This is a genomic window from Paenibacillus sp. ACRRY (assembly GCF_022346995.1).
Taxonomy (GTDB): domain Bacteria; phylum Bacillota; class Bacilli; order Paenibacillales; family Paenibacillaceae; genus Paenibacillus.
Map to the genome: position 1 here is coordinate 17,156 of NZ_JAKRNM010000021.1, position 23,581 is coordinate 40,736.

Consider the following 23,581-nt stretch of genomic DNA (forward strand, 5'->3'; position numbering starts at 1 on the left):
TTTCAGATTCATTTAAGCTATCCCGCCTATCATGGCCTTAAGAACTTAGATGATGAAGAGGTGGCTTCAATGATGAGAATGTATGATAGACCCAATCCGAAAGATTCACATAGAAAACCAAACCCAAATAAAAGGCGTAAATGGCTCATTGCCACGTTTGTCGTTATCCTTGGAATCGGCGGAATTGTCTACAGTCTGGCTGACCGTTACCTGATCCGACATGTGGAAGTGGTCGTGGCGGATGATAATGCGTCGGCCACTAGCAGCAGTGCAAACGATACGTCAACCGTAGCGGCAGAGGTCAATGCAACCTCAGATGACTGGAACTATTCCAGTGACGATATGCAGGTGAACATCGAGAAGGTGCAGACCGGCTCCGGTGCAGATCAGATTACGTATTACGTCGCAGATGTGCAGATGACGGATGCAAGTAGTCTGAAATCGGCTTTGGCGGATAACAGCTTCGGCACCAATATTACGGAAAACACCTCAGAGATTGCAGCAGCGAACAACGCGATTTTCGCCATTAATGGTGATTACTACGGTTTTCGTAGTGATGGCGTAATTATTCGCAACGGTACGGTATACCGGGATGATCCGGTTCGTGATGCGATGGCACTGTTCGCTGATGGGACGATGAAGACGTATAACGAGACGGAAGTTTCCTCTTCGGAGCTGCTGGCCGAAGGTGCAACCAATACGCTGTCGTTTGGACCCATTTTGATTCAGGACGGAGAGATCGTAAGTGACTTTAGCAGTGTGAAAATCGATAACAACTTCGGTAATCGTTCCATTCAGGATGCGAATCCGAGAACGGCGATCGGTATGATTGCCCCGAATCATTATGTGTTTGTTGTCGTGGATGGAAGGCAGGATGACAGCCGGGGGATGACGCTGGCAGAGCTCGCGGACGTGATGAAGGGCCTAGGAGCAACAGAGGCCTATAACCTGGACGGTGGCGGATCATCCACGATGTATTTCATGGGCAGAGTCGTGAATAATCCTCTGGGCCGAAATCAGGAACGCGGCGTAAGTGACATCCTTTACCTCAAGGAGGGACAATGATCATGACCATATTAATTCCATCCTACGAACCGGATGTTCGTTTATTAAATCTAATTTTGCAATTGCAGACGTTTCAATTGGGGCCTATTGTGATTGTGGATGATGGCAGCGGCCAGGAATTCCGAGGGATTTTCGAGACAGCTGAGGCGTATGGATGCACCGTGCTGACTCATCCTGTGAATCTCGGCAAGGGACGAGCACTGAAGACAGGCTTCCAGTACATCAAGGAATTCGGACCACAAGGTGGCGTCGTCTGTGCTGACAGTGACGGCCAGCATCTGCCGCATGATATCCGGCGTATCTTCGATGTGCTGCTGGAGCAAACCACACCAGGCATTGTACTCGGGAGCCGCCGCTTCAGTGGTACGATTCCTGCACGCAGTCGTTTCGGCAATACCGTCACACGAGCGGTTTTCTCTCTCACAACGGGGACTAAAGTATATGATACACAGACCGGTTTGCGTGGTTTTCCCTATTCAATGCTGGACTGGTTATGCCAGATCCCGGGGGATCGTTTTGAGTATGAGATGAACATGTTATTAACCGCACGCAAAGAGGGATACGAAATCACAGAGGAGTTTATTGACACCGTATATCTGGATCATAACAAATCCTCTCATTTTCGCCCGCTGGTAGACTCGTTTCGCATTTATATGCCAATTCTCATGTTCAGTACGTCATCGGTACTGTCCGCGCTGATCGATTTTGGATTACTGTTTGTCATCCAGTATTTCACTCATAATCTATTTCTGTCGGTTGTTACAGCAAGGTTATGCAGTTCCATTTTTAACTACACGATCAACCGGAAGTACGTATTTTCGGCCGGGGGAAGAACGTCGAAGGTACGCCAGTCTTTGCCCAAATACTTCTCTTTGGTCATTCTGGTGCTCTTATTGAACTATGGCCTGCTATATTTCTATAACGAAAAACTGATCATCCCCTTGATCGCGGCCAAGGTATTGACGGAAGTATCTGTTTTCCTGTTCAGTTATTGGGCACAGCGCAGGTTTGTCTATTAATACAAAAAGAGAGTGAGCAGATGCTTGCTCTTTTTTTGTTTCCAACCATTTCATAATGACGGTGTTATAAGGTACGATGGGAGTGTTGAGGTAGAGTGTCATTTTATCCGTCGTCGAATCGCTAAATACAGTGTCAATCTGAACTTGAATAGGAGGATCCATATGTATCTTAGAAGTGTGGAGCTCATGATGGATAAGGTCGAGAATCCCAAGAAGTATCCGTTTGATATACCCGCCATACAATCCTTAGAGCGGTTGGAATTCAGAAATAACATTACGTTTTTTGTCGGCGAAAATGGATCGGGCAAGTCCACGCTGCTGGAGGGGATCGCTCATCAATGTGGATTCAATACAGGCGGGGGCGGTAGAAATAACGTCTTTGAGATGCACGCTTCGGAATCCTCATTAGGGGATTATCTGCGACTGGCCTGGCTGCCCAAGATTACGAATGGTTTCTTTATGCGATCTGAATCCTTCTATCAATTTGCCTCACATGTCGATGAGATGGGTTCTCTTGAATACTATGGCGGGCGTTCGCTGCATGAGCAATCTCATGGAGAGTCCTTTCTTAATCTGTTTGTGAACCGCTTCAGCTCGAAAGGCATCTACTTGCTGGATGAGCCCGAAGCCGCGTTGTCTCCTGCCAGACAGCTATCCTTGCTGCGCATTCTTCATGACCTTTCCGGAACATCTCAATTCATTATTGCAACCCATTCCCCCATTTTGCTGGGCTATCCCGATGCGGATATATTGAATTTTGATGATAGCTGCATTCAGAAAATGGCTTATGAAGATACGGAGCATTATCAGATCACGCGAAGCTTTTTGGAGAATCGCCATCGCATGCTGGACGAGCTGTTCAAGGACTATTGAAGGACGTGATTCGGATGTATGCAATCAATCTGTCTGATCTATATATGACGGTCACCATTCAGCAACTAAAATCAAAAGAAGAGGCTAAGGAAATATTGCTGGCTTTGAAAAAGTTTGCAGAAGAAGGTTTGAGTTTTGTGGTATACACCCGCGATACTCGGAAGGAGATCATAATTGCTGGCAAGGGCGAGAAAGATCTCCATGAATTGATATCACGTTTTAGAGACGAATACGATTTGGAAATAGACGCTTTAGAACCGCAAGTTCTCTACAAGACATCGATACAAGAAACAGCTCAATCCGAAGGAAAGTACATAAGACAAACGGGAGGGATTCATCAATACGGTCATTGTTTGATTAAGCTTGAACCCAAATCCAGAGATGGCGGTTTCGAGTTCACAAATGATATTGTCCATGATCATGTTATTCCTCATGAGTATATTCCTTCTATCAGGAACGGAATCGAAGAAATGATGGTTAGAGGTATACTTGGCCAATTTCCGGTGGTAGATGTAAAAGTAACACTGTTGGATGGATCGTTTCATTCATTCGATTCTAAAGGAATGTCGTTTAAAATTGCTGCGGCTTTGGCATTCCGTGATGGCTTTGAACGAGCAAACCCTATACTTCTCGAGCCTATAATGAGAGTGTCCGTGACGACAATGAAATGTGAGATTTCGGATCACTTGTCGGTATTAACTTTACTTAGAGCACGTAATATTAATGTTAATTCTGAAAATGGAAAAAACGTAATTGAAGCAGAAATCCCTTTGAAATCTTGGTTGAGTTTTCGCAAACAAAGTCACGAATCTAATGTAGTAATGGATATTAATGTAATTGAGTTTGGATATTATGACGAAGTTCCTGAGTATCTTTACGAATCAATAATTCAGGAATCGAACTTGGAAGGGGCCAATTATACGGATTTATTTCGCTGGGCGAAATGGGGCAAGGATAATGAGGAAAGGTATTTAAACGATTTTGTAGAGACGTTTTGGAACGAGGAGGAGAGTTAATCATGAGTTTCAAATTGGTATTGCTGGACCAACTGGCTGCCTGTCATCATGATAAGAGCTGGTTTATCCCGCTGGATGAGATGTTACGTGATGTAACCGCTGCTCAGGCTGCATGGACGAATGATGAAGGTCAATCCATCTGGAGGCTGGTGCATCATCTGATATTCTGGAATGAGAGATGGTTGGATCGTTTTATCCAAGGTGAAGTAAGAGTGGATCATCATATAAATAATGATGAAACGTTCTATGTGGACCCTTCCCGGGTTAGCGAAGAGGAGTGGCAGAAGAGTATTGAACGAGTCGGATCTACTTTTCTTCAATGGATTCAGGCCGTACAAGAAAGTGATGATGCAAAACTAGCACTGACCATCCCTTCATATTTCAATGCTCCGTGGTGGAACGTCATATCTAATGTGTGTATTCATAATGCGTATCATATTGGGCAGATCATGATGCTGAAAAAGAAAGTCATAGCCTCAGCATAACAATAAGTTGCAGCAGATTTAGAGGAGTCCCGCCTGCAATAATCGAATACATATATTGGGAGCATTCTTAATTTAGGAGCACCAATAAGGCAGTAAATCAAAATTTCAAGGAGTGTTCGGATGAAAATAGGTTTTCTGATTGTGGATATGCAAGAGAGTATTGTGCGAGGCCGAGTGGAACAAAAAGGCATAGACCACGCTTGTGAGTATATCAACCACGTTGCAGATGTGCTTCGTTCAAGTGATCATGTGGTGGTCCATGTGCAAGATATCGAAGGTATGGAAGGATCTTCTCCGGAGGAGTATCGGATTATTTCCGAAGTGAATGTGAATGAGAAGGATCTCACCGTTACCAAAGAAAGCTCCAATGCGTTCTGGCAGACAGAGCTTGAACCCATATTGAAGAGTCATGGCATTGAGCTTGTGATCATTTCCGGTTTTGCCGCAGAGGAATGTGTCCTATTTACCTATAATGGAGCGATGGAGAGAGGCTTCAGACCCGTTATACTGCAAAATGGGATTCTCAGCACACATCAGGAAGCGGTGACGTCGACCTACAGAGATCGGAATGTGATCTCATATCCTGTAGTAGACTATCTAATCAAATAAATGAGAATATCCATGGATGCGACGAGGTCGTATCCATTTTTGCTATACATGGCTGATCCGTCAGACAGGACGGGGCTTTTGATTGGATTGATATTCCATATTACATCTGGGAAAGGACTAGAAGTTTACAGACATATGCATCTTCGCATTTTCCAAAACATGGGTTATGATGGGTGAATAGGAAGCCAAGAAATGAAATTGAAGAGGTTGGGAGATACATATATGCTGATGATTCATAACTTTGTTATTGAGAATAAATCGGATGTGAATGAGGATGCCCATACTTCTTATTCATGGGATAGAAACGGAAAAATACATAAAAACGGACTCACGCGAGACAACCAGGCCCACCTGGACGACAACTTCATTTCATATATACATGATTCACTCCAATGGTTAGAGACTAGGAATCCATCCACGGGTGAGAAGTCAAGAGGACTGAACAATTACGGCATTACAGTGATTGAAGATCAACAAGTATTGCAGAGGCTTCATCAAATCTTGAATGCATGGATAGATCTATTCAGTTCTGCACCTGATTCAATCATACTCAGAGGGGATTTCTGTGTTGATGATGGGGATGAAAAAGGTTACTACGAGAAATTGGTGTATAGCAAATCTGACTTAATAACTGAATTAAAACAGCTTGTCAGGATGGCAGTACATGCTGTTGAACATGGAAAGTGTATTGTGCATTTTGGAGTTTAACAAGTAAGAGACACCTCTTGTGTACATGACGAGAGAAAGGAGCAACGGAGATGACAAGTCGAATTGTGGTTACAGGCGGTGCCATTATCAGAGATGATCATGGGAGAATTCTGCTGCAGCGTAGATCCGATTATGGAGACTGGGGATTACCAGGTGGCGGTATGGAGCCTGGAGAGCATATCGAAGAAACCATGATCAGAGAAGTGAAGGAAGAGACTGGTCTGGATGTGATTTCGTATGAACTGGCTTCCATCTACACGGGTGAGAGAATGAAGTATACCTATCCGGATGGCAATGAGGTCGTATTTGTCATGTTCCTATTTAACGTCAGAGTTAATTTAGACGGGAAACTAGCTGAGGATAGGCGAACACTATGTTTTGAAGACGAGAATAACGAATCGTTGCAATTAACGTTTACAAGTTTGGATGAAGTCAAGATCGAAATGATAAATGTCGTGCAGAAGCCAGCTATTATAGATTTGATTCAAGAGAAGCAGGGGATTCTGCGTTAAGAAAAACAAATAACAAAATGGAGTGATACTTATGCCTTGGCCTATGGTACATTTTGCGGTTGCATCTGAAATTCGTTCTAATCCATCCCCGGAATTCTTGCTGGGAAGCCTTGCTCCTGATTCAATTCATGTAAGAAGTGATGTGCGCAGTGAGAAGGCAAAAACACATCTAATGACCGAAGAAGGCAGATTCCCAACAGATGAAGAGCTTCGAGCGTTTTGGGAGTCCCATAGGCAGCAGGCCGAACTAGATCCTGCATTCTGGCAGTATTTGTGCGGATACATCGCCCATATTTATACGGACCGTGTGTGGACCTTTGATATCTACCCTGCATATGAAGAACATCCTGAAGGCAGAAAGCGCTATACGCAGGAGGTAACGAAGCTGGAGTTTATGATTTTGCGGAATCGTTCTGGGGCTCATGAGCTTCTGAATAAACTGAATGCAGGAAAGGCCTATGATTTGGGTGGTTTGCTGGAACAAGAGGTAGTTCAGTACAGGAAAGTGAAAGTGGATTTCTTGAATAATCCTGCGCTTGAGCCCGCGGAAGATTTGAGCATTTTATCCATGGATGTTCTAGAACATTTTATTCATACAACTGCTGTAAGTCTAAAACAATTGTATACGGAATGGAACGTGTTTGAAGATTTACACACCAAAACCTCAAGCTAGGGAGTTGGTTTATTGAAGGTATATAAGAAAGAAGTCCGTAAAATAACGGTCAATGAGGTTTTATTTCTCTACGTTGTGGATGAGCAAGCATACGATATATTTTTCCGTATATATTCGAATGCATTCAAATCTACCTTCGTAGTGTTTGTGGTCCCTTGGGAAGATACAAGGGATATCTTACTCTATGAGCCAAAGCAGATTTCCAAACTCGTTCAATATGCAATAAACCAAGGATGGGACTTCCATCAGAAAAATAATCAAATGAAATTCGACAACGCGACAAGTATCATAAGAGTATTGATGGCAGAGTAGAGTAGATACATTAGGAAAGTGTTGCTCTATATATAAAATGAGGTGACTGCATATGCACCATTTAATTCGCCTTACCGAATATCACGAGAGATATGATGCAGCCTTGGCCAAATTTTCACTGACTGGAGAGCAGTTCTCCTATACTGCATTGCCTGTAGAAGTGATCGAGGAGGCGATCTCCAACCCGGATAAGGTTCCCATTGTGATTTTAAAAGAGGAAACACCGGTGGGCTTCTTTATTTTACATAAAAAATCGGAATACGCCGAAGGAAAGAAATACTCGAATGCAATCTTAATAAGAGCATTATCCATTACGTTGGAACATCAGGGGAGAGGGTATGCACGGGCTGCCATGCAGGCAATCGGTCCATTGCTTCAGCAGATTGAGCCAGGAACGAAGGAAGTCATCCTCGCTGTAAATGAACAGAATGTTGCAGCCCAGAGCCTGTATTTGAAGGTGGGGTTTCGTGACACGGGCATTCGCAGGATTGGAGCACATGGTCTCCAGTTCGTTTTTCATAAACGGATGGATTAACCGGAGTAATGAGAATGTATTTTAATCAATGGTGAAAAGAGAGGAGAATGTTATGCGAGCCAAAATCAAACACGCAGACTTGGGTTCATCGCAACTTAGCTGGTTGTGTGTCCAGCCGATGCTCATTTCAGTTCGAGGTAAAGATGTTACAGCCAAAACAGAGGTGTACCACCAGTTAAATGAAGGGCAACAAGCGCTATTCCTGTTCTACTCTTATCATAACCATACGAAAAGTCTGGCGGAGTTTTACTGGTTCTCGGCTTACAATATCATTGAGATGAAGAGCTGGAGTGGCATCCGCAATGGAATGCGTTTTTTTAATCAGAATGAGATGGTAGCTCTGTTAGACAACATCGAGCGTGCGATTATAGATAAAAATAGAATCGGAGATCAGTGGCGTGAGGTTATGCCAACAGATCTGGAGCAAGATCCTAACCTGTATCAATCAATTGAGGACTTGTTCAATCATTATCGTACTCAAGCTGAGGAAGTGATCGTGAGTATAAATAATGAGATTCTGCAACATCAGGAGATGTATTTTGAAATTGAGGATGAGGGGTAAGGAGACTGGGAATTGAAATTCGAATATCAAAAATTTTCATGCAATGTGGATGTATTTCATAGAGATCTGGATATTATCGTTAGGTTTTATGATGGGTCAAGAGAACCTGCGGAAGAGGAAATTGTTGATCTGGTGATTGCCGATCCGGGTTATGGCTACCTTATACTGAAGTATAAAGGGGATGCCGCGTTATTGAGTGGATTTCTGAATGAGTCGGTTTTTGCATCGGATGAGATGGTAGAGGCTGCAATTGATTATGTTGAACGATTGTCACCACATTCTCAAAGTGTATATATGCCGTATCACGTGTCTCGATTCAAGCCAACAAGTTATGTGGAATACAATGGGGAATACTGAGCATTCCCCAACAGCATTCTTTAGAGTACATAAACAATGAATTGAAATTCATATAACAACGTTAATTAATGGTGACTGAAGAGGGCGATTTATTCGAACTACATACATTAGTCAGCTGATGTGCAACAAACCTGCAACTTCTTGCAACAAAACGCAATTCGGTATGCTGGTTTTTGTTTTGCCTGTAATATGAGTGATGAGAGGAGGGCAACACGTGAAAGTGACATTTGAAACAGATGCATCCATGGAACGAAGGCTCGCCAAGGTAGTGACCAACCCTGCCGAACAACAGCGCTGGGGGGAGATTGATAAAGCGATTAGCCACTTGGAAAGACAGCTGGTCGTCATCAATCCGAAGAATAACCGCAATGTCCAGATCCAGCCAAGCTCAATCCTTGCCATTGAGTCCGAGGATCGAATGTGCAATGTACGTGTGATTTCGGGAGAGAGCTATCTGCTTGGCAAACGCCTTAAATATGTGGAAGAAGACATGGATTCGTCCCATTTTCTGAAGATTAACAACTCAACGATGATCAATGTTAAACACATCAAGGCTTTCGCCGCCACAGACCATGCCAGAATCCAGGTTGAGCTTAAGGATGGATCCAGCTACTACGTCAGTAGGCACTATATCAAAAATTTCAGGGGGAAATTATTATGATCGCAAATCTCAAGCATTCGTTTTTTCAGGTATTTACATTAACTTCGCTATGGGTCACGCTGCTGATAACCTTGTTCTTCAAAGATCAGACAATCCAGATGGGGTATCTATGGAACCTCGCTGGAATTGCGTTCATCGCAGCCGTGGTATTTGGAGTCATGTACGATGCGCTGTGGAACTACTTTACGTTGAAACCGATCTGGAATATTGTGATCTCGTCTACCATTAACATTCTCGGAGGTACGGCGGGTGTGTGGCTGTTCTCAGAGGAGATGTTCCACTTTATCGCACCGTGGTTCCCTGGCATGTGGCTTTTGTCGATTGTGCTGCACACCATTGCCTTTTATTTTTATGCTAGAATGGATAGCAAGAAAAAAGCGGAAGAATTAAACAAGATCCTGAAGTAGACAAGGAGAAAGCATATGAATGAAGAAAAGGCTCTTCAGGAGTTCGGCTTGGAGCCGGGCTCCCGGGACAGGGAGCGCATTCGTACACTGCTGCAACAAGAGATCGACAATTCAAGTGCGAAGGACAATGATTATCTCAGAATCTTATGTGTCTTGTTGTTTGCAATCGGTCATGTAGAGGACACTCAGCTCATCTGGCAGGCCAAAAGAAAGAATCAGGATACGGGAAGTTATGTGGATGTACAACTGCTGTGTGGTGCCGGGTTCGAGGACACGATAACGTATCTGGAGCAATTGGGAGGACAGCAAGCAGAAGAGCAGTTACAATATCTCAGACAGTGTGAGCCATATGACTTTGTGGACTTTTCCAGAGAGGAATGGATTACCCGGTACAAGCAATATTACGGCGTTATTGAGGGAGGGTCCTCACTGTGAAGACATCATTTATTCAGGAACAGATGGAGATGTGCTGTACATATTATGCCGTAAAAAAGTACCTGGGACTCGTGCCAGATTGGCGATTTCTAATTGCAGAAGAGAATATATCATGAATAACCCTACTATGGACATACAAGAGTACACTGCCGAGTATCAATCCCAGGTGGTCCATTTGATTTTGCAGATACAGCAGCAGGAATACCAGATTTCCATCACTGGAGAGGATCAGCCGGATTTGCTTGAGATCGAAACCTTTTATCAAAAAGGAATTGGGAACTTCTGGATCGCGCTTGCCGATGAAGAAGTGGTGGGTACGATTGCTCTGCTGGATATTGGAGAGGAGCAAGCTGCGCTCAGGAAGATGTTTGTAGCCAAAAATTATAGAGGCAAGGAACTTCATGTTTCGAGTCGTCTCCTGCATCAGGCATTTCAGTGGGCTAGAGAGAAGGCTGTGCATGATATTTACCTTGGAACGACACAGCAGTTTGTGGCAGCACATCGATTTTACGAGAAAAATGGATTTGTTTCGGTTACACGCGAGGCACTACCGGATGCTTTTCCGGTGATGAAAGTAGATAGCAAGTTTTATCACCATACCACGCCCTTTGCATGAGGCAAGTCATGCAGAGCGGCGTGTTTTTTTATTTAATAGAATTAATGAAAGATAGCATACTTGAATCGTTCGCAAATTCCACATTATGGGTTATGATGTATCAAAGAGAAATTGTAACATACATAGGAAGCTTGAATTGTACGGCTTTGGAATCTTTAACACATAGGGGGAACAGAATGAAAGGCATTTTTCTTGATTTCTATGGGACGGTTGTACATGAAGACGACGATATACTTCCAGTGATTTACGAACGAGTACAAGCTTCGGCGCGTGTTGAATGTACAACAGCCGAAATAGGTGATTTTTGGTGGAAGGCATTTTCCGAAATGTTCTATGCAAGCCACGGCAGTCAGTTTAAGACCCAACGAGTACTCAATGTACAGTCCCTGACAGCAACACTCCTACATTTTCAAGCAGATGGTGTCGCGGGGCTTCTTAATCAGGAGCAATTGGCTCACTGGCGTGATCCCGGGATATTTGAGGATTCCATTCCCTTTTTGCAATCGGTAGACATCCCTGTGTATATTCTCTCGAATATCGATACAGATGATGTAAGAGCTGCAATGGAGAAGCATGGTATTGAAGCGGCAGGTGTAATTACCAGTGAAGATGTCCGTTCTTACAAACCAAGACCAGAGATGTTTAATGAAGCATTAGCCAGATATGATCTGTCCCGGCATGACGTCATTCATATCGGCGATTCGTTGACAAGTGACGTACAGGGAGCACAAAACGCCGGCATTCAGGCTGTCTGGTTAAATCGGAAAGGCAAAACCAAACCTCAGCATATCCATCCGGAATATGTGTGCAGGGATCTGACAGAAGTTCTGAAAATCATCCTTTAGAGTTTTGAAAGTTGTTTGGAGGAAGTCATAACGGGGACGGTGTAATCCATGGATGAGTTGAAAAAGCAGTTGGCAACGTATCAGGCAGGTCAGATGTTGGAGGTTGGTACAGGCTCAGGAAAATACATTCCTACCCTGCTTGAAATATTCAGTGGCATCGAACGGATCACGGGCATTGATACCGATACGGATTCTTTACGACAGGCAGAAGCTGCATATGCGAGCCATGAAAAGATCCAGTTTATGCAGATGAACGCAGCAAAGATGGATTTTGCGGATCAAACGTTTGATACCGTCTGCATCTCCAATGCATTGCATCATCTGCCTCCGGGCGTAAATGTCATTGAAGAAATGAAACGAGTAGTGAAGAGTGACGGTTTATTTCTCATAAATGAATTGGTCAGTGATGATCCCAATGAAGCCCAGCTATCGCACATCCTGTACCATCATTTTGGTGCAGATGTAGATCAGCGGTTGGGAATATATCATCGTCACACCTATACACGGCAAGAGGTTATGGATATCATCTCTGCCAGTGGTATTATCATCCGCTCAATCTATGAATTCAATGAGCCAAAAGAAGATGCCATGGCAGAACGGGACATTCAGTTGGTATCGGAGGCCTGTAAGCAGCATATGGAACGGGCTAAGGCGTTTGAAGATTATGAAGCGTTCGCCGAACGCGGCCTTTCCATCATGGAGCGTCTAAACATTGTTGGGATTCAGCGTCCAACGCAGATCGTGATTTTGGGAAGTTCAGGAGAATAGAGAAAAGGATAATGAGAGGGCTGGAGATGAGAAAGCTAACCGTTATGCTTGGATTATTACTGTTCTTGATCGCATGTCAGAATAAAACCAGTATGAAAGACGCACAGAACCCGGCGAAGCCTTCGCTAGAAGTTACGACAGAAGAAGCAGTACAAAATGAAGAAGTAGCGACACCAACAGAGCCCCAAGACATCCCGTCAGTGTTCATTGATGAAGCGAATTATACAGGTGATGAACTGGAGATCGTTAAACTTATGAACGCCCGCCTGCGTTATATATGGGAAGAGGATGAGAAGGGGTACATGAGCCTCATTGATTCGCAGTCGCCCGTATCGGGCATGACCAGAACCAAAGTTCGCAAGATTGTCTCCATGAGCGACATTATCATTCGTGAACAAAGGAAGCTTTACGAGGGAGTAGTGACGGTAACGGAATTAGATGAGAATGATGATGAATCCAGCCGCACCATGGTTTTTTGGAAAAAGAAAGAAGAGGGGGATTCGGCACAGTGGATTATTGCAGATATTGATTGAAGATAGGGTCACGATACCGAGAGTCTATTAAATTCAAAACGAAATTCAGGTGATGTAATTATGGCGAGACAATTAATTCTTGTTGAAGGGATACCCGGTTCAGGAAAGTCCACGATTGCCAAGATGATATCCAACATCCTCATTCAGCGAGGGCTGCAAGTACAGCTTTTCCAGGAAGGGGATCTGAATCACCCGGCTGATTATGAAGGTGTAGCCTTCTACACTGCAGATGAGTTTGGAGATTTGTTGCATGCTCATGAAGCATGCAAAGATTTATTGGAGAGTAGAGCCATAGCTTATCGTAATGGTTATCTGATTCCTTGTCGCACAATAAAAGAGGAACTGGGAGAGGCGTTTCCTGACCGTATAGTGCAGGAGATTTTCAGCCGGGATATTTACGAATTACCTTTTGAACAAAATAAAGATCTCATCACTTCAAAATGGCGAAGCTTCACCGAAAGCGTGTTAGCGGCTAATGATGATACTGTCATTATCTTTGAATGTTGTTTTATCCAGAACCCATTAACGATGGGTCTTGTGAAATGCAATCAATCCCGAGAAGATAATGTCAACTATGTGCTGGAGCTGGAGCGCATCGTTCAAGCACTGAATCCGCTATTAATCTATATTGATCAGAAGGATATTGCGTACACCTTTGATAAAGCAGTTAAGGAAAGACCCAAGGAATGGTCAGAAGGATTTATTCAGTTTTACACGAACCAGGGGTGGGGGGCTTCAAGAGGATATCATGGGGTTCCAGGCACCGTGAAGGTGCTTCAGGCAAGAAAGGAGCTCGAAACCGAGATTTATCAGGTACTGAAGATGGACAAATATTGGCTGGATAATTCGGAGTATAACCTGTCTGCTTGTCAGAACGAACTGGAGAAAATTCTTAATGGAGGTTTGGTTTCATGACAATTGCTGAGGTAGCACTAATTTCCATAACCGTTCTGTTAATGATCATTGGTGTGAGGAGCAAACGCAAATCAGTACTCAGATGGGGTATCGCCAGTTTCATAGCATTGATTATCTTCATTATTCCTGCGTTCATTAACGGATTCGTGGATGGATTCTCCGATGGGTGGTCAGCAAGATGACAAATCCCAATCACAATAACATATCTTATGAGCGAAATAACAGTACATTTAACTTCCGCGTGGCAGGCATTGTAATGGATGCGGGACGAGTTCTGCTGCATAAGACGGAACAGGACGATTTCTGGAACCTGCCCGGGGGACGGGTCGAAATGAATGAGGCGACAGAAGCGACTATCGTGCGAGAAATGATGGAGGAACTAGGTATCTACGTTGTAGTGCAGAGGCTTGCGTTTGTTAGTGAAGATTTTTTTGATTACGAAGGCCAGAAGTTCCACGAGATTGGATTCTATTACGTCATCGCCTTACCGGAAGCTCATAAGCTGTATAGCGAAATTGAAGTTAAGGGGCTGGAGGATAACGGAAAGTTAACGTTCCGTTGGTTTTCCCTGGATGAGCTTGAGCACATGGAGGTCTACCCGGTATTTTTGAAAAAAGAACTGCATACTCTGCATGATGTGAAGAGCATCCAACATTTCATTCAGAAATAGAGGGATATATGGACATTACATTTATTCGTCATGGTCATGGTGAACATTTGATAGATTATCCGAATCGGTTAAATGAGCCTCACCCTGGTCTCACCGAACGGGGAAAGAGTCAGGTGACAACGCTGTGTAAACAGTTGAAGCTTGATCCTCATGACGTTTTCTTGGTGAGCCCAACGAGACGTACCATTGAAACAGCACTTCTTTTAACCGCAGAAGAACATCTTACGATATGTCCTCTTGTAGGTCCAAGAATGTTTCCTCAGGATCCCGAGTTCGTTCCCTACATCTGTGATCAGATCTATTCCAAGGAGGAGCTTGATCCTCAGTTCCCCGGGTTAAGCGTACTGGATTTTGGATTAAAGTGTTGGAATGAAGGTGTTAACCAGATGGATGGACATCAATTTGACGTACTTGCTAAGGGGCTTCTCCAATGGTGCAGGGAACAGGAGGGCAACACCTATATCATTTCACATGATGGCACGATAACCAACTACAGGATTTTGCTTGGAGAAAAAGGACTATCAAGAAGAGATTTTCTTGGTGAGGCGGGAAAGTACACGATCAAGAACTTCTAACGGTAAACAAATTCATAAGACAACCAATTTAAGGAGGAATTCCCGATGAGGTTATCCGATTATGAGTATTTGGTTTTGGCGCTGGAAGAGGCAGATCAGGCGTTTATTGAAGGGACATATCCGATCGGCGCAGTAATCGTGGATGAGGATGGGGATGTCGTGAGTAAAGGGAGGAACCGAGTATTCTCCGAATGCGATCCTACCGCACATGCTGAGGTTGACGCTATTCGCCGAGCGGGGAAGCATTTACTGGATTTAGACCGGAAAAGATTCACGAAAAACAACCTGACTCTGTACACGACTTGTGAACCTTGTCCCATGTGTTCTTGCACCATATTAATGTCGGGAATCAAAAGAATTGTATGGGCAGCGGACGATGAAGAGTATGGCGGTCTTCGACGTTTCAAGGAGGGTCCTCATTTCATACATATCTTTGACACAATCTCCTGTGTTGCAGCGCCATATCTTGACCTGGAAAATAGACAGAGGGCGATGCTCGCCAAATGGAATATTAGTAGAGGATTACTTAATACAGAGTGGGAGACGGCTAAGCAATGAAATCCATTCCAGTCTCGATTCTACTTAATGACGATTCAGGAAACAGCGGAGTATCTAAGTATGACTGAAGAACAGGTGATGAGTATTATTCATGCTGAACAAAGAAGTTTTGCGGCATCGGGCTCCTTTAACGGAGCAATGTTCCCCTTTATCAAGGTCCAGGATGAATTCTTTATAAGCAGGAACGAATTGCTGCTGTGGGCACAGGATGCCTCTCTCTACCATAGAAGGTATGTTAACGGGCAGTTGCAGTAGCTGTGCTGGTATTGCAACTGTTGTCATGAGGAGGATAGAGTGACATGGAATTGATAGGAAGTAAGGTTTGTCTAACATCAGTTGCAGAACGGGATCTCGACTTTATATGCAAAGGAGGTAGAGCATGACCAAGTTGGTTTTATTAAGTGATCTACCTTTTCAATCAAATGAAGACTTGAATCAAAGGATATTGGAATTGATCGGTCGAGACAAGCCATCGATCGGTTATATCCCTTCTTGTTCCGACACGGAACGGAAATATTTTGAGCACACCGTACGTTACTATAATCAACTGGGTATTGAGAACATTCATTATTACGATCTGGACCAGGAATATGATCCAAGCACGTTTGAGCAGATTTTGGCAGCTGATGCGATTCATTTATCCGGCGGAAATACATTTTATTTTCTGCATTTATTACAGAGAAGAAATGTACTGGACTTATTGCGTTCCTATGTGCAGGAAGGCGGTATGCTGATCGGAGTCAGCGCAGGCAGTATTCTAACCACACCAACCATTGAAATAGCTGGATATGGCAAGGATGCAGACGAGAATCATGTGGATCTTCAGGACAAACGTGCGCTTGGACTCGTTGATTTCGAGTTTGCGCCTCATTGGGACGGAGAGGAAGACAGTCTCGATTCGCTCAGAAGTTATGCAGATACAAACGGTGCGAAAGTCTATGCCTGCCAAGACGGCGACGGGATCGTAATTGATGGAAAAGTCATAGAGCTATATGGGGATGTGCGTCTCATTAATCCAAGGAGAAGGGGGATTTAAATATGCGTGAGGTTAAGGTCTACCATTATGATGCATTTTCAGCAATTCCGGGCAAAGGTAATCCGGCAGGAGTCGTCTTTGGTGCTGATGATTTAAGTGAGATGGTCATGCAGCAGATTGCTAATAAGGTTGGTTTTAATGAAACGGTGTTTGTGCTTAACTCCACGACAGCTGATGTAAGATTGCGTTATTTTACGCCGGGCCATGAAATTAATCTGTGCGGTCATGCCACGATGGCATCGCTGTATGGTTTGAAGACACGTGGACTGCTCGAGGACCAGGAGTCAATCACGATCGAGACCAATGTAGGCCTATTACCAATACGGTTTGAGCAGGATGGCGACACAATCAACATGGAGATGAAGCAGGATCAACCGCAGTTTGTGCCGTTCAGAGGTGATATCGATAAGCTGGCGAGCAGCATAAATCTTACCTCGGATGATCTGGATCTATCCATGCCTATCGTGTATGGGAGCACAGGAACCTGGACGTTGTTGATCCCCATTCGTACACTGGATTCTTTTTCTAAAATGAAACCGGAATCTACTGAGTTTCCTGGGATTTTGCTTGAAAACCCGAAGGCATCCTTGCATCCTTTCAGCTTTGAAGCTCGTGATTCCGAGGCGATGATGCATGCCAGACATTTTTCTTCCCCTTACTCAGGTACCACGGAAGATCCTGTAACAGGAACGGCCTCCGGGGTGATGGGTGCCTACTATTTAGCCTATGTGAACCGTGAAGCGGATCAGGTCAAGTTCGTCGTGGAGCAGGGACATGAGATCGGAAGAGATGGAAAAGTTGAAGTTAGCGTGACCCGGGAAGGGGACGGCATGGATGTGAGAGTTAAAGGGACGGCTGTTTTTGTGCGTGAAATGAATATTGAATTGGATACCTAATAATGTACCTGAAAGGGTGTTTTTCCTTGGATGAACGAATTGTTTTGCAAGACGTTACTCGTATTTTAATAGAAGAATTATCGGATTCGCTCGTTGGCATCTATTTGCACGGTTCCATGGCCATGGGGGGCTTTCATCCGAACCAGAGCGATATCGATATCTTGGTGGTCTGCCAGGATAGACGATCTGCTGATCTATATCGAAGAATTGCACGGAAGCTAATGCATATCGAAGACGAGATGCGCATCACGAAAGGCTTTGAGCTCAGTATTGTACTGGAATCCACAATCGTGAACCTGGCATATCCAACTCCGTTTGAATTCCATTACTCCGCATATCACCGGGAAAGATATCGAACGGATGAGCACTATCTCTGCGGAGGGTACGATGATCCGGATCTTGTCGCACACATTGCGGTCATCTATGACAGGGGAATTGTTTTGCATGGGACACCTATTAAGGAGCTCTTCCATCCTGTGAAACGTGAGTATATGCTTGCCTCCATTACGTCAGACGTCGGTGCAGCTTCGGAAGAAATCGTGGATAACCCTGTCTACTATGTATTGAACTTGTCGCGTGTTTTGCTGTATGTGAGAGAATCAGTGATCTACTCCAAGCGAGAAGCCGGAGAGTGGGCATTGGAAGGGCTTCCTACGAAGTATAAGGACGTTATCTCGCAATGCCTTGCAAAATATAATGGAGAGCTGGAGAACCTAAATCTCAGTGACTCTCTACTGTTGGAATATGCGGATGATATGTTGAGAGAAATCCACAGCTATAAAAAATAAACGATTCAATAATTCTACGCATTGCAATACAGATTTGAACATTTCAAGTAGCAATAGTTTTTTTAAAAGGAGAGACATCATGACAATCACGACAGATGATTTGGAACTAATCCAGGAAGCCAAGAACATCATCAAACGTTTATACTGCGAGGGCAAACATCACATTGGAGCCGCAGTGCGAACTCAATCCGGAAAGATATATACCGCGGTACATCTGGAAGCCTACATTGGTCGTGTCTCGGTGTGTGCGGAAGCCATTGCGATTGGCAAAGCCATTTCTGAAGGGGAACACGAATTTGCGACCATCGTTGCTGTACGGCATCCGGAGATCAATCCGGATGATCCCACGGAAAATGCTGATCCACAATTGGGCGTGGTTTCACCATGCGGTATCTGCCGAGAATTGATCAGTGATTATGGGCAGAGCACACAGGTCATTTTGCAGGGAGAAGAAGGATACATCAAAACAACGATAGGGCAGCTTTTGCCACAGAAATATTCAAGGTCATAAGGAAAGAAAGAAGGTGCAAAGATGTTTGAAATTATGAATATCCGGCAAAAGCCAGAGTTGCTACAGGCAGCTGTTCAATATTTTTGGAAGCAGTGGGGAACGGAAACAAGTTATCATTTTTACCGGGATTGCATGGAGCGTTCAGTGGATACGAACAGTGATGTTCCAAGGTTTTATGTAATGTTGGATGGAGATCGCATTATCGGAGGATATGCTCTGCTAAGAAGCGACTTGAACAGCCGGCAGGATCTCTTTCCTTGGTTTGCATGTCTTCATGTCGTTCCGGAATACCGGGGCAAGAACCTGGGCGGCCAATTACAGAAGCACGCAGTAAATCAGGTGAAGTTGAAGGGATACGACAAACTCTATTTGTGTACAGATTTACAAGGTTATTATGAGAAAAATGATTGGACTTACATTGGCAAAGGATATCTGCTGGACGATGAAGAGACGAGAATCTATGAACTGCAAATTTGATGAAATCATAAGGCACTACTTCAAAAATGCGGAGTATACCTTGGAGGCCGTTCCGTTCGGTTTGACTAATACAACCAAAGTCATTGAAATCAATGGACAGAGGTTTATTATACGAATTTATAATCGCCACATGAAAACGATTGATGGGTTGGAGCTTGAATCCCAAGTAACAGCATTTCTACATAAGGCACAGGCTTCATTCGAAGTACCGATCTTCCTTCATACTTGTAATGGTAAGGCTTATGTGGTCATGAGAGATGGTTCGCTTGCGGCAATGACTACTTTTTTGGAAGGGAAGCTTCCACAGTTGTCTGACATGGACAAAGCCGAGAAGTTCGGCAGGTTGGTCGGGGGATTTTCGTTTCGAATGAGTGAATTTCCGATGAAGAAGGGCGCGTATACGGGCATATCCTTTCATAAAATGTACAACATTCACCCACTTGCTAATCGTGATTCGGTGAAGTCCTTTTTTGCGGATCTGCCTTTTGAATTAACAGCAGAGTGGTGCACGTTTTATCAAGCAATGATTACTGAGATCGACAATTCCCATCTTGATCTAGAAGTGCTGCCGCAGCAGCTCGTTCATCATGATTTGTTGATTTATAATCTACTGGGTGAATCGGGTGAAATTACTGGGGTTTTAGATTTTGATTTTATGGGGATCGACGCTGCTTTCATGGAGCTTACGATTAGCCTGAATCATATTATTCAGGAGTCTAGCGGTTCCCTGGATTTGATTGAGGCCTTCCTTCAGGGATATGGAAATGTTCGCAAGCACTCTTCTATTGAATTCGGCTATTTACGTCTGCTAACTCAAATCTATTTTGTTGCTGTATTGCATTTCTATATTGGTCAGCATTATGCGGGAGCAGCGATTGAATCTCCTTTTACGTTTATGATCGATCAGTTTGAAAGGAATATAAGCTGGCTGGCAGAGCATGATGTACAGATTCAACAATTGCTTCAGAAGTATGTAATGGAGACCAATGCAGATCATTCGAAGTGACTTTGTCCGAAATCCAGAAAGACTGATCAAGTAACCCAAACGGAGGAACCTTTATGGAACAGACCATTCGTTTAGCACAAGAAATCGCAGAGAGAGTCGTTCGTGAAGCGGGACAGATCGCCAGAGTGCATTTTGACCAGATCACCTGTGCAGTGGAAAAGGACAAGTTCGGCGACGTTGTAACTGATGTGGATCATGAAACAGAGCGAATCATATGCGATGCAATCAGCCATATGTTTCCCGAGCATGAAATTCATAGTGAAGAACGGGGACATAACGGCCATAAGAGTGAATGGTTATGGATGATCGATCCGTTAGATGGGACTAATAATTTCGCCATTGGATTTCCCGTATTTTCCGTTTCCATTACATTGATGTACCGTTCAGAACCTGTTCTTGGGGTTATTTATGAACCGATGGTAGACCGTTTATTTGTGGCGTCACGGGGGAATGGGGCAAGTTGCAACTTGAATTCACTGACAGTTAAGAAGAAAGAGAATCTTCTAAAGGGAACGATTGGTTGGATACAGGGTCATCAGGTACAGCATGAGGAGAATGCTGTCCGGCTGCGACAACATCTGGATATACGTTTTAAGAGAGTGATGAGATTGTGGGCTCCGACCCTACAGTGGTGTATGCTAGCCAAGGGAGATATCGATGGTATTGTGCTCTACAATTCAGAGGGAGACGATCTATACTCAGGAATCCTGATGGTAAAAGAAGCGGGTGCCATGGTTATGGATTTTGATGGGAATTTATTCGAAGGTATGAGTTCAGAGCCTTATTTGATTGCCTGTCATCCGGAGCATCGCGACTATTTTCTGAGTGTGGTTCGGGAGGGATTGGGCGTATGATTAGTGAGCTTAATCAACTTGATTTTGATAAGGTGAAGCATCTTATGGACTTGTAATGAATTGAGACTACATATGATAGCGGTTGAAATTGGTGTGGCGAGGTTTACTGGTATGATCTCATAACATAGAGTTGGTATCGCATTTAAAGGGGGAAATACGATGAGTGAATCACTAAAGGATCAGATTCAATTTCTAATTGAGATTGATAAACTGAAAACAATTGAACGGAGAACAAGAATAATCCACGGCGATAGACGTGAAAATGATGCAGAGCATTCATGGCATTTGGCCATGATGGCATTGGTTTTACAGAGTCATGCGAATAAGGAGGTGGACATCCTGAAAGTCATTAAGATGCTTCTTATTCATGATCTGGTTGAAATTGATGCTGGAGACACATTTGCTTACGATACAACTGGGTACACGGATAAATTTGATCGTGAGATCAAGGCGGCTCATCGGTTGTTCGGCATGCTGCCCAAGGAACAGGCTGAAGAAATGCATAATCTCTGGCTAGAGTTTGAGGCAAAGGAAACGAATGAGGCACAATTTGCCTCGGCTCTGGATCGGTTACAGCCTCTGATTCACAATTATCAGAATGAAGGAGATACGTGGCTAAAATACAACGTCACAAGTGATCAAGTCATCAATAGAAATCGTGAAATGGCAGACGCTTCGGATACATTGTGGACGTACGTGCAGCAGTTAATTCAAAACTCCATAGATCAGGGAATCCTGACCAAATCATAGCAACAGGGATGGACTGGGCATATTCATTGAGGGAGAAGAGGGAGCACTCATGGGCTACATTATGGAACTCCGAAAACTGGTTGGCTCGCGGCCGCTAATTATGGCAGGTTCTTGTGTATTGGTTTTCAACGAAGAGGGCCATCTGTTGCTGCAAAGACGTACAGACAGTCTCGACTGGGGGACGCTCGGTGGTTCGCTTGAACCGGGTGAGTCGCTGGAAGAGGCGGCAGCACGGGAATTGTATGAGGAAGCAGGTTTAAGGGCAGAGACGTACAAGCTCATTACCGTTTTCTCGGGTCAAGATATGTATTATAAGTATCCCCATGGAGACGAAGTATACAATGTGACGGCTGTTTATGAAGCTACAGGAATCAAGGGTAATCCAGTGGTTATGGACGATGAAGGGCTGGAACTCCGATACTTTGATCTGGACCGACCGGTCCCGGAGATTAATCCCTTTACAGAGTATGTATTAAAAAAGGCAGGCTACATCAAATCGAACTAAAGAAAGGTGCGTTCCATTTGACACAAGATTTTTATTGTGAGGAAGTTCTCAGTGGTAGGACGGAAGTGGAAATTGTTATGGAAACCGATAACGTGCTGGCCTATCACCATACCCAGCCTTCTTATGAACATCATATCATGGTTATTCCCAAGGTCCACATTTCATCCTTCATCTCAGAAGAAGAAACGAATGACGATGAGCTGATACTTGGAATCCTGCGGGTGATTAAAAAGATCTCTGCCGATATGGTGGAGCGTACGGGTGCTTCCAAAATTGTGACCAACCTCGGTAGTTATCAGGATTCAAAGCATCTACATTGGCATGTCATCAGTGGTGAACGAGTGACTTAACCCGTGTGAGCAACGGGCATAGGGTGTGGTTATGCTTTCTTTAATTGTAGTTTGTAGTGAGCCTTAATAGAATAATTGATATTGACGACCGGCTTGAAAAGTCGGTTGTTTGTTTTTTCATAAAGCAGAGAGGGAAGGGACTTACAAAGATAAATTGAATAGTAGACATCGAACTATATTTGATCTCAGATGTAGATATTCGACAAGATTCGAAAAAACACTTTACAAACAATCCTTAAACATGATATATTATTTTTCCGGCCGCAAGAGGCACGGGAAACTCGAAAAAAATATTTCGAGAAAGACTTTACAAGTTATAATGAAATATGATATATTCTAATTCCGGCCTTGAAACAGTCGGCAAGGAAGTTTGATCTTTGAAAACTGAACAACGAGTGAGTAACGATCTTACTTGTAAGATCGAAAAGCTGAGAAATCGGTGCAAGTCATCTGACTGTATGATTTTGAAGCGGAAATGAGATTTTTAATCTCGTCAGATTCAAAATGAGCTAATCGCTCTTTTCAATACCTCAGAAGATTTTCATAGCGTCTAACCGCGCTGCTGAAATTCATCTTTATTGGAGAGTTTGATCCTGGCTCAGGACGAACGCTGGCGGCATGCCTAATACATGCAAGTCGAGCGGACTTGAAGAGAAGCTTGCTTCTCTGATGGTTAGCGGCGGACGGGTGAGTAACACG

Annotated in this window: 35 protein-coding genes and 1 rRNA gene; all 36 read left to right on the top strand. The window is 43.9% G+C overall.

All coding sequences use genetic code 11. The features are described 5' to 3' along the window. The first annotated feature begins 72 nt into the window (after positions 1 to 72). Positions 73 to 1,065, top strand: a complete 993-nt coding sequence (locus tag MH144_RS29825) for a phosphodiester glycosidase family protein (protein WP_239305759.1) — start codon at positions 73 to 75, stop codon at positions 1,063 to 1,065. Between the two features lie 2 nt (positions 1,066 to 1,067). Then, positions 1,068 to 2,084 (top strand): bifunctional glycosyltransferase family 2/GtrA family protein, encoded by a 1,017-nt coding sequence (locus MH144_RS29830; protein ID WP_239305760.1) that lies wholly within the window; start codon positions 1,068 to 1,070, stop codon positions 2,082 to 2,084. A 162-nt stretch (positions 2,085 to 2,246) separates the two neighbouring features. Further along, entirely contained in the window at positions 2,247 to 2,957 is a 711-nt protein-coding gene (locus tag MH144_RS29835) for an AAA family ATPase (RefSeq protein WP_239305761.1), read from the top strand. A 14-nt stretch (positions 2,958 to 2,971) separates the two neighbouring features. Next, positions 2,972 to 3,973 (top strand): translation factor GTPase family protein, encoded by a 1,002-nt coding sequence (locus MH144_RS29840; RefSeq protein ID WP_239305762.1) that lies wholly within the window; start codon positions 2,972 to 2,974, stop codon positions 3,971 to 3,973. Positions 3,974 to 3,975: 2 nt separating this feature from the next. Beyond that, entirely contained in the window at positions 3,976 to 4,458 is a 483-nt protein-coding gene (locus tag MH144_RS29845; protein WP_239305763.1) for a DinB family protein, read from the top strand. Positions 4,459 to 4,578: 120 nt separating this feature from the next. Then, entirely contained in the window at positions 4,579 to 5,067 is a 489-nt protein-coding gene (locus tag MH144_RS29850; RefSeq protein ID WP_239305764.1) for a cysteine hydrolase family protein, read from the top strand. Positions 5,068 to 5,259: 192 nt separating this feature from the next. Continuing rightward, positions 5,260 to 5,775, top strand: a complete 516-nt coding sequence (locus MH144_RS29855) for a hypothetical protein (protein WP_239305765.1) — start codon at positions 5,260 to 5,262, stop codon at positions 5,773 to 5,775. Positions 5,776 to 5,825: 50 nt separating this feature from the next. After that, a complete protein-coding gene (locus MH144_RS29860; protein ID WP_239305766.1) occupies positions 5,826 to 6,287 on the top strand; it encodes an NUDIX domain-containing protein in 462 nt (153 codons plus the stop codon). A gap of 31 nt (positions 6,288 to 6,318) precedes the next feature. After that, positions 6,319 to 6,960, top strand: a complete 642-nt coding sequence (locus MH144_RS29865; RefSeq protein ID WP_239305767.1) for a hypothetical protein — start codon at positions 6,319 to 6,321, stop codon at positions 6,958 to 6,960. Between the two features lie 364 nt (positions 6,961 to 7,324). Next, positions 7,325 to 7,807, top strand: coding sequence for a GNAT family N-acetyltransferase (locus MH144_RS29870; protein ID WP_239305768.1), 483 nt, complete (start codon positions 7,325 to 7,327; stop codon positions 7,805 to 7,807). Between the two features lie 52 nt (positions 7,808 to 7,859). Next, complete coding sequence (locus MH144_RS29875) at positions 7,860 to 8,369, top strand: hypothetical protein (RefSeq protein ID WP_239305769.1); 510 nt, start codon at positions 7,860 to 7,862, stop codon at positions 8,367 to 8,369. 12 nt (positions 8,370 to 8,381) lie between these two features. Continuing rightward, positions 8,382 to 8,726, top strand: coding sequence for a hypothetical protein (locus MH144_RS29880; protein ID WP_239305770.1), 345 nt, complete (start codon positions 8,382 to 8,384; stop codon positions 8,724 to 8,726). Between the two features lie 214 nt (positions 8,727 to 8,940). Continuing rightward, on the top strand, positions 8,941 to 9,387 hold the full coding sequence (locus MH144_RS29885; protein WP_239305771.1) for a LytTR family DNA-binding domain-containing protein: 447 nt from the start codon (positions 8,941 to 8,943) through the stop codon (positions 9,385 to 9,387). Continuing rightward, positions 9,384 to 9,794: a hypothetical protein gene (locus MH144_RS29890; protein WP_239305772.1), complete on the top strand. Its 411-nt coding sequence runs from the start codon at positions 9,384 to 9,386 to the stop codon at positions 9,792 to 9,794. The genes MH144_RS29885 and MH144_RS29890 overlap by 4 nt, the downstream gene beginning before the upstream one ends. Positions 9,795 to 9,809: 15 nt before the next feature. Beyond that, a complete protein-coding gene (locus tag MH144_RS29895) occupies positions 9,810 to 10,229 on the top strand; it encodes a hypothetical protein (protein ID WP_239305773.1) in 420 nt (139 codons plus the stop codon). Between the two features lie 112 nt (positions 10,230 to 10,341). Then, the gene (locus MH144_RS29900; RefSeq protein ID WP_239305774.1) at positions 10,342 to 10,845 is read left to right on the top strand and encodes a GNAT family N-acetyltransferase; all 504 of its coding nucleotides are present in this window, start codon (positions 10,342 to 10,344) and stop codon (positions 10,843 to 10,845) included. Between the two features lie 176 nt (positions 10,846 to 11,021). After that, a complete protein-coding gene (locus tag MH144_RS29905; protein WP_239305775.1) occupies positions 11,022 to 11,690 on the top strand; it encodes an HAD family hydrolase in 669 nt (222 codons plus the stop codon). 48 nt (positions 11,691 to 11,738) lie between these two features. Continuing rightward, on the top strand, positions 11,739 to 12,458 hold the full coding sequence (locus MH144_RS29910; RefSeq protein WP_239305776.1) for a class I SAM-dependent methyltransferase: 720 nt from the start codon (positions 11,739 to 11,741) through the stop codon (positions 12,456 to 12,458). Between the two features lie 26 nt (positions 12,459 to 12,484). Beyond that, entirely contained in the window at positions 12,485 to 12,991 is a 507-nt protein-coding gene (locus tag MH144_RS29915; protein ID WP_239305777.1) for a hypothetical protein, read from the top strand. A 60-nt stretch (positions 12,992 to 13,051) separates the two neighbouring features. Continuing rightward, positions 13,052 to 13,906, top strand: coding sequence for a P-loop NTPase family protein (locus MH144_RS29920; RefSeq protein WP_239305778.1), 855 nt, complete (start codon positions 13,052 to 13,054; stop codon positions 13,904 to 13,906). Beyond that, positions 13,903 to 14,088 carry a hypothetical protein gene (locus MH144_RS29925; protein WP_239305779.1) on the top strand — a complete coding sequence of 62 codons (186 nt, stop codon included), beginning with the start codon at positions 13,903 to 13,905 and terminating at the stop codon, positions 14,086 to 14,088. Before MH144_RS29920 ends, MH144_RS29925 begins: the two co-directional genes overlap by 4 nt. After that, positions 14,085 to 14,576 (top strand): NUDIX hydrolase, encoded by a 492-nt coding sequence (locus MH144_RS29930; RefSeq protein WP_239305780.1) that lies wholly within the window; start codon positions 14,085 to 14,087, stop codon positions 14,574 to 14,576. Before MH144_RS29925 ends, MH144_RS29930 begins: the two co-directional genes overlap by 4 nt. A gap of 8 nt (positions 14,577 to 14,584) precedes the next feature. Next, complete coding sequence (locus MH144_RS29935) at positions 14,585 to 15,151, top strand: phosphoglycerate mutase family protein (RefSeq protein WP_239305781.1); 567 nt, start codon at positions 14,585 to 14,587, stop codon at positions 15,149 to 15,151. A 45-nt stretch (positions 15,152 to 15,196) separates the two neighbouring features. Beyond that, positions 15,197 to 15,709, top strand: a complete 513-nt coding sequence (locus MH144_RS29940) for a nucleoside deaminase (RefSeq protein ID WP_239305782.1) — start codon at positions 15,197 to 15,199, stop codon at positions 15,707 to 15,709. A 27-nt stretch (positions 15,710 to 15,736) separates the two neighbouring features. Beyond that, complete coding sequence (locus MH144_RS29945; RefSeq protein WP_239305783.1) at positions 15,737 to 15,964, top strand: hypothetical protein; 228 nt, start codon at positions 15,737 to 15,739, stop codon at positions 15,962 to 15,964. Between the two features lie 124 nt (positions 15,965 to 16,088). Further along, a complete protein-coding gene (locus MH144_RS29950; RefSeq protein WP_239305784.1) occupies positions 16,089 to 16,745 on the top strand; it encodes a Type 1 glutamine amidotransferase-like domain-containing protein in 657 nt (218 codons plus the stop codon). Positions 16,746 to 16,747: 2 nt separating this feature from the next. Further along, positions 16,748 to 17,641 (top strand): PhzF family phenazine biosynthesis protein, encoded by an 894-nt coding sequence (locus MH144_RS29955; protein WP_239305785.1) that lies wholly within the window; start codon positions 16,748 to 16,750, stop codon positions 17,639 to 17,641. 26 nt (positions 17,642 to 17,667) lie between these two features. After that, positions 17,668 to 18,429 (top strand): aminoglycoside adenylyltransferase domain-containing protein, encoded by a 762-nt coding sequence (locus MH144_RS29960; protein ID WP_239305786.1) that lies wholly within the window; start codon positions 17,668 to 17,670, stop codon positions 18,427 to 18,429. Positions 18,430 to 18,508: 79 nt separating this feature from the next. Beyond that, positions 18,509 to 18,940: a cytidine deaminase gene (locus MH144_RS29965; RefSeq protein ID WP_239305787.1), complete on the top strand. Its 432-nt coding sequence runs from the start codon at positions 18,509 to 18,511 to the stop codon at positions 18,938 to 18,940. Positions 18,941 to 18,961: 21 nt separating this feature from the next. Beyond that, positions 18,962 to 19,417, top strand: coding sequence for a GNAT family N-acetyltransferase (locus MH144_RS29970; protein ID WP_239305788.1), 456 nt, complete (start codon positions 18,962 to 18,964; stop codon positions 19,415 to 19,417). Further along, complete coding sequence (locus tag MH144_RS29975) at positions 19,401 to 20,423, top strand: phosphotransferase enzyme family protein (RefSeq protein WP_239305789.1); 1,023 nt, start codon at positions 19,401 to 19,403, stop codon at positions 20,421 to 20,423. Before MH144_RS29970 ends, MH144_RS29975 begins: the two co-directional genes overlap by 17 nt. A 53-nt stretch (positions 20,424 to 20,476) precedes the next feature. Then, entirely contained in the window at positions 20,477 to 21,277 is an 801-nt protein-coding gene (locus MH144_RS29980; RefSeq protein WP_239305790.1) for an inositol monophosphatase family protein, read from the top strand. A 159-nt stretch (positions 21,278 to 21,436) separates the two neighbouring features. Further along, entirely contained in the window at positions 21,437 to 22,027 is a 591-nt protein-coding gene (locus MH144_RS29985; RefSeq protein ID WP_239305791.1) for an HD domain-containing protein, read from the top strand. A gap of 49 nt (positions 22,028 to 22,076) precedes the next feature. Further along, entirely contained in the window at positions 22,077 to 22,532 is a 456-nt protein-coding gene (locus MH144_RS29990; protein WP_239305792.1) for an NUDIX hydrolase, read from the top strand. A gap of 17 nt (positions 22,533 to 22,549) precedes the next feature. Beyond that, a complete protein-coding gene (locus MH144_RS29995; protein WP_275440381.1) occupies positions 22,550 to 22,882 on the top strand; it encodes an HIT domain-containing protein in 333 nt (110 codons plus the stop codon). A 575-nt stretch (positions 22,883 to 23,457) separates the two neighbouring features. Beyond that, positions 23,458 to 23,581, top strand: a 16S ribosomal RNA gene (locus MH144_RS30000); the annotation flags it as partial.

Excerpts from the sequence above, each read along its gene's own strand:
- MH144_RS29825 (WP_239305759.1), top strand. The coding sequence starts at position 73 with ATGAGAATGTATGATAGACCCAATCCGAAAGATTCACATAGAAAACCA.
- MH144_RS29830 (WP_239305760.1), top strand. The coding sequence starts at position 1,068 with ATGACCATATTAATTCCATCCTACGAACCGGATGTTCGTTTATTAAAT.
- MH144_RS29835 (WP_239305761.1), top strand. The coding sequence starts at position 2,247 with ATGTATCTTAGAAGTGTGGAGCTCATGATGGATAAGGTCGAGAATCCC.
- MH144_RS29840 (WP_239305762.1), top strand. The coding sequence starts at position 2,972 with ATGTATGCAATCAATCTGTCTGATCTATATATGACGGTCACCATTCAG.
- MH144_RS29845 (WP_239305763.1), top strand. The coding sequence starts at position 3,976 with ATGAGTTTCAAATTGGTATTGCTGGACCAACTGGCTGCCTGTCATCAT.
- MH144_RS29850 (WP_239305764.1), top strand. The coding sequence starts at position 4,579 with ATGAAAATAGGTTTTCTGATTGTGGATATGCAAGAGAGTATTGTGCGA.
- MH144_RS29855 (WP_239305765.1), top strand. The coding sequence starts at position 5,260 with ATGAAATTGAAGAGGTTGGGAGATACATATATGCTGATGATTCATAAC.
- MH144_RS29860 (WP_239305766.1), top strand. The coding sequence starts at position 5,826 with ATGACAAGTCGAATTGTGGTTACAGGCGGTGCCATTATCAGAGATGAT.
- MH144_RS29865 (WP_239305767.1), top strand. The coding sequence starts at position 6,319 with ATGCCTTGGCCTATGGTACATTTTGCGGTTGCATCTGAAATTCGTTCT.
- MH144_RS29870 (WP_239305768.1), top strand. The coding sequence starts at position 7,325 with ATGCACCATTTAATTCGCCTTACCGAATATCACGAGAGATATGATGCA.
- MH144_RS29875 (WP_239305769.1), top strand. The coding sequence starts at position 7,860 with ATGCGAGCCAAAATCAAACACGCAGACTTGGGTTCATCGCAACTTAGC.
- MH144_RS29890 (WP_239305772.1), top strand. The coding sequence starts at position 9,384 with ATGATCGCAAATCTCAAGCATTCGTTTTTTCAGGTATTTACATTAACT.
- MH144_RS29895 (WP_239305773.1), top strand. The coding sequence starts at position 9,810 with ATGAATGAAGAAAAGGCTCTTCAGGAGTTCGGCTTGGAGCCGGGCTCC.
- MH144_RS29900 (WP_239305774.1), top strand. The coding sequence starts at position 10,342 with ATGAATAACCCTACTATGGACATACAAGAGTACACTGCCGAGTATCAA.
- MH144_RS29905 (WP_239305775.1), top strand. The coding sequence starts at position 11,022 with ATGAAAGGCATTTTTCTTGATTTCTATGGGACGGTTGTACATGAAGAC.
- MH144_RS29910 (WP_239305776.1), top strand. The coding sequence starts at position 11,739 with ATGGATGAGTTGAAAAAGCAGTTGGCAACGTATCAGGCAGGTCAGATG.
- MH144_RS29915 (WP_239305777.1), top strand. The coding sequence starts at position 12,485 with ATGAGAAAGCTAACCGTTATGCTTGGATTATTACTGTTCTTGATCGCA.
- MH144_RS29920 (WP_239305778.1), top strand. The coding sequence starts at position 13,052 with ATGGCGAGACAATTAATTCTTGTTGAAGGGATACCCGGTTCAGGAAAG.
- MH144_RS29925 (WP_239305779.1), top strand. The coding sequence starts at position 13,903 with ATGACAATTGCTGAGGTAGCACTAATTTCCATAACCGTTCTGTTAATG.
- MH144_RS29930 (WP_239305780.1), top strand. The coding sequence starts at position 14,085 with ATGACAAATCCCAATCACAATAACATATCTTATGAGCGAAATAACAGT.
- MH144_RS29935 (WP_239305781.1), top strand. The coding sequence starts at position 14,585 with ATGGACATTACATTTATTCGTCATGGTCATGGTGAACATTTGATAGAT.
- MH144_RS29940 (WP_239305782.1), top strand. The coding sequence starts at position 15,197 with ATGAGGTTATCCGATTATGAGTATTTGGTTTTGGCGCTGGAAGAGGCA.
- MH144_RS29945 (WP_239305783.1), top strand. The coding sequence starts at position 15,737 with ATGACGATTCAGGAAACAGCGGAGTATCTAAGTATGACTGAAGAACAG.
- MH144_RS29950 (WP_239305784.1), top strand. The coding sequence starts at position 16,089 with ATGACCAAGTTGGTTTTATTAAGTGATCTACCTTTTCAATCAAATGAA.
- MH144_RS29955 (WP_239305785.1), top strand. The coding sequence starts at position 16,748 with ATGCGTGAGGTTAAGGTCTACCATTATGATGCATTTTCAGCAATTCCG.
- MH144_RS29965 (WP_239305787.1), top strand. The coding sequence starts at position 18,509 with ATGACAATCACGACAGATGATTTGGAACTAATCCAGGAAGCCAAGAAC.
- MH144_RS29970 (WP_239305788.1), top strand. The coding sequence starts at position 18,962 with ATGTTTGAAATTATGAATATCCGGCAAAAGCCAGAGTTGCTACAGGCA.
- MH144_RS29975 (WP_239305789.1), top strand. The coding sequence starts at position 19,401 with ATGAACTGCAAATTTGATGAAATCATAAGGCACTACTTCAAAAATGCG.
- MH144_RS29980 (WP_239305790.1), top strand. The coding sequence starts at position 20,477 with ATGGAACAGACCATTCGTTTAGCACAAGAAATCGCAGAGAGAGTCGTT.
- MH144_RS29985 (WP_239305791.1), top strand. The coding sequence starts at position 21,437 with ATGAGTGAATCACTAAAGGATCAGATTCAATTTCTAATTGAGATTGAT.
- MH144_RS29990 (WP_239305792.1), top strand. The coding sequence starts at position 22,077 with ATGGGCTACATTATGGAACTCCGAAAACTGGTTGGCTCGCGGCCGCTA.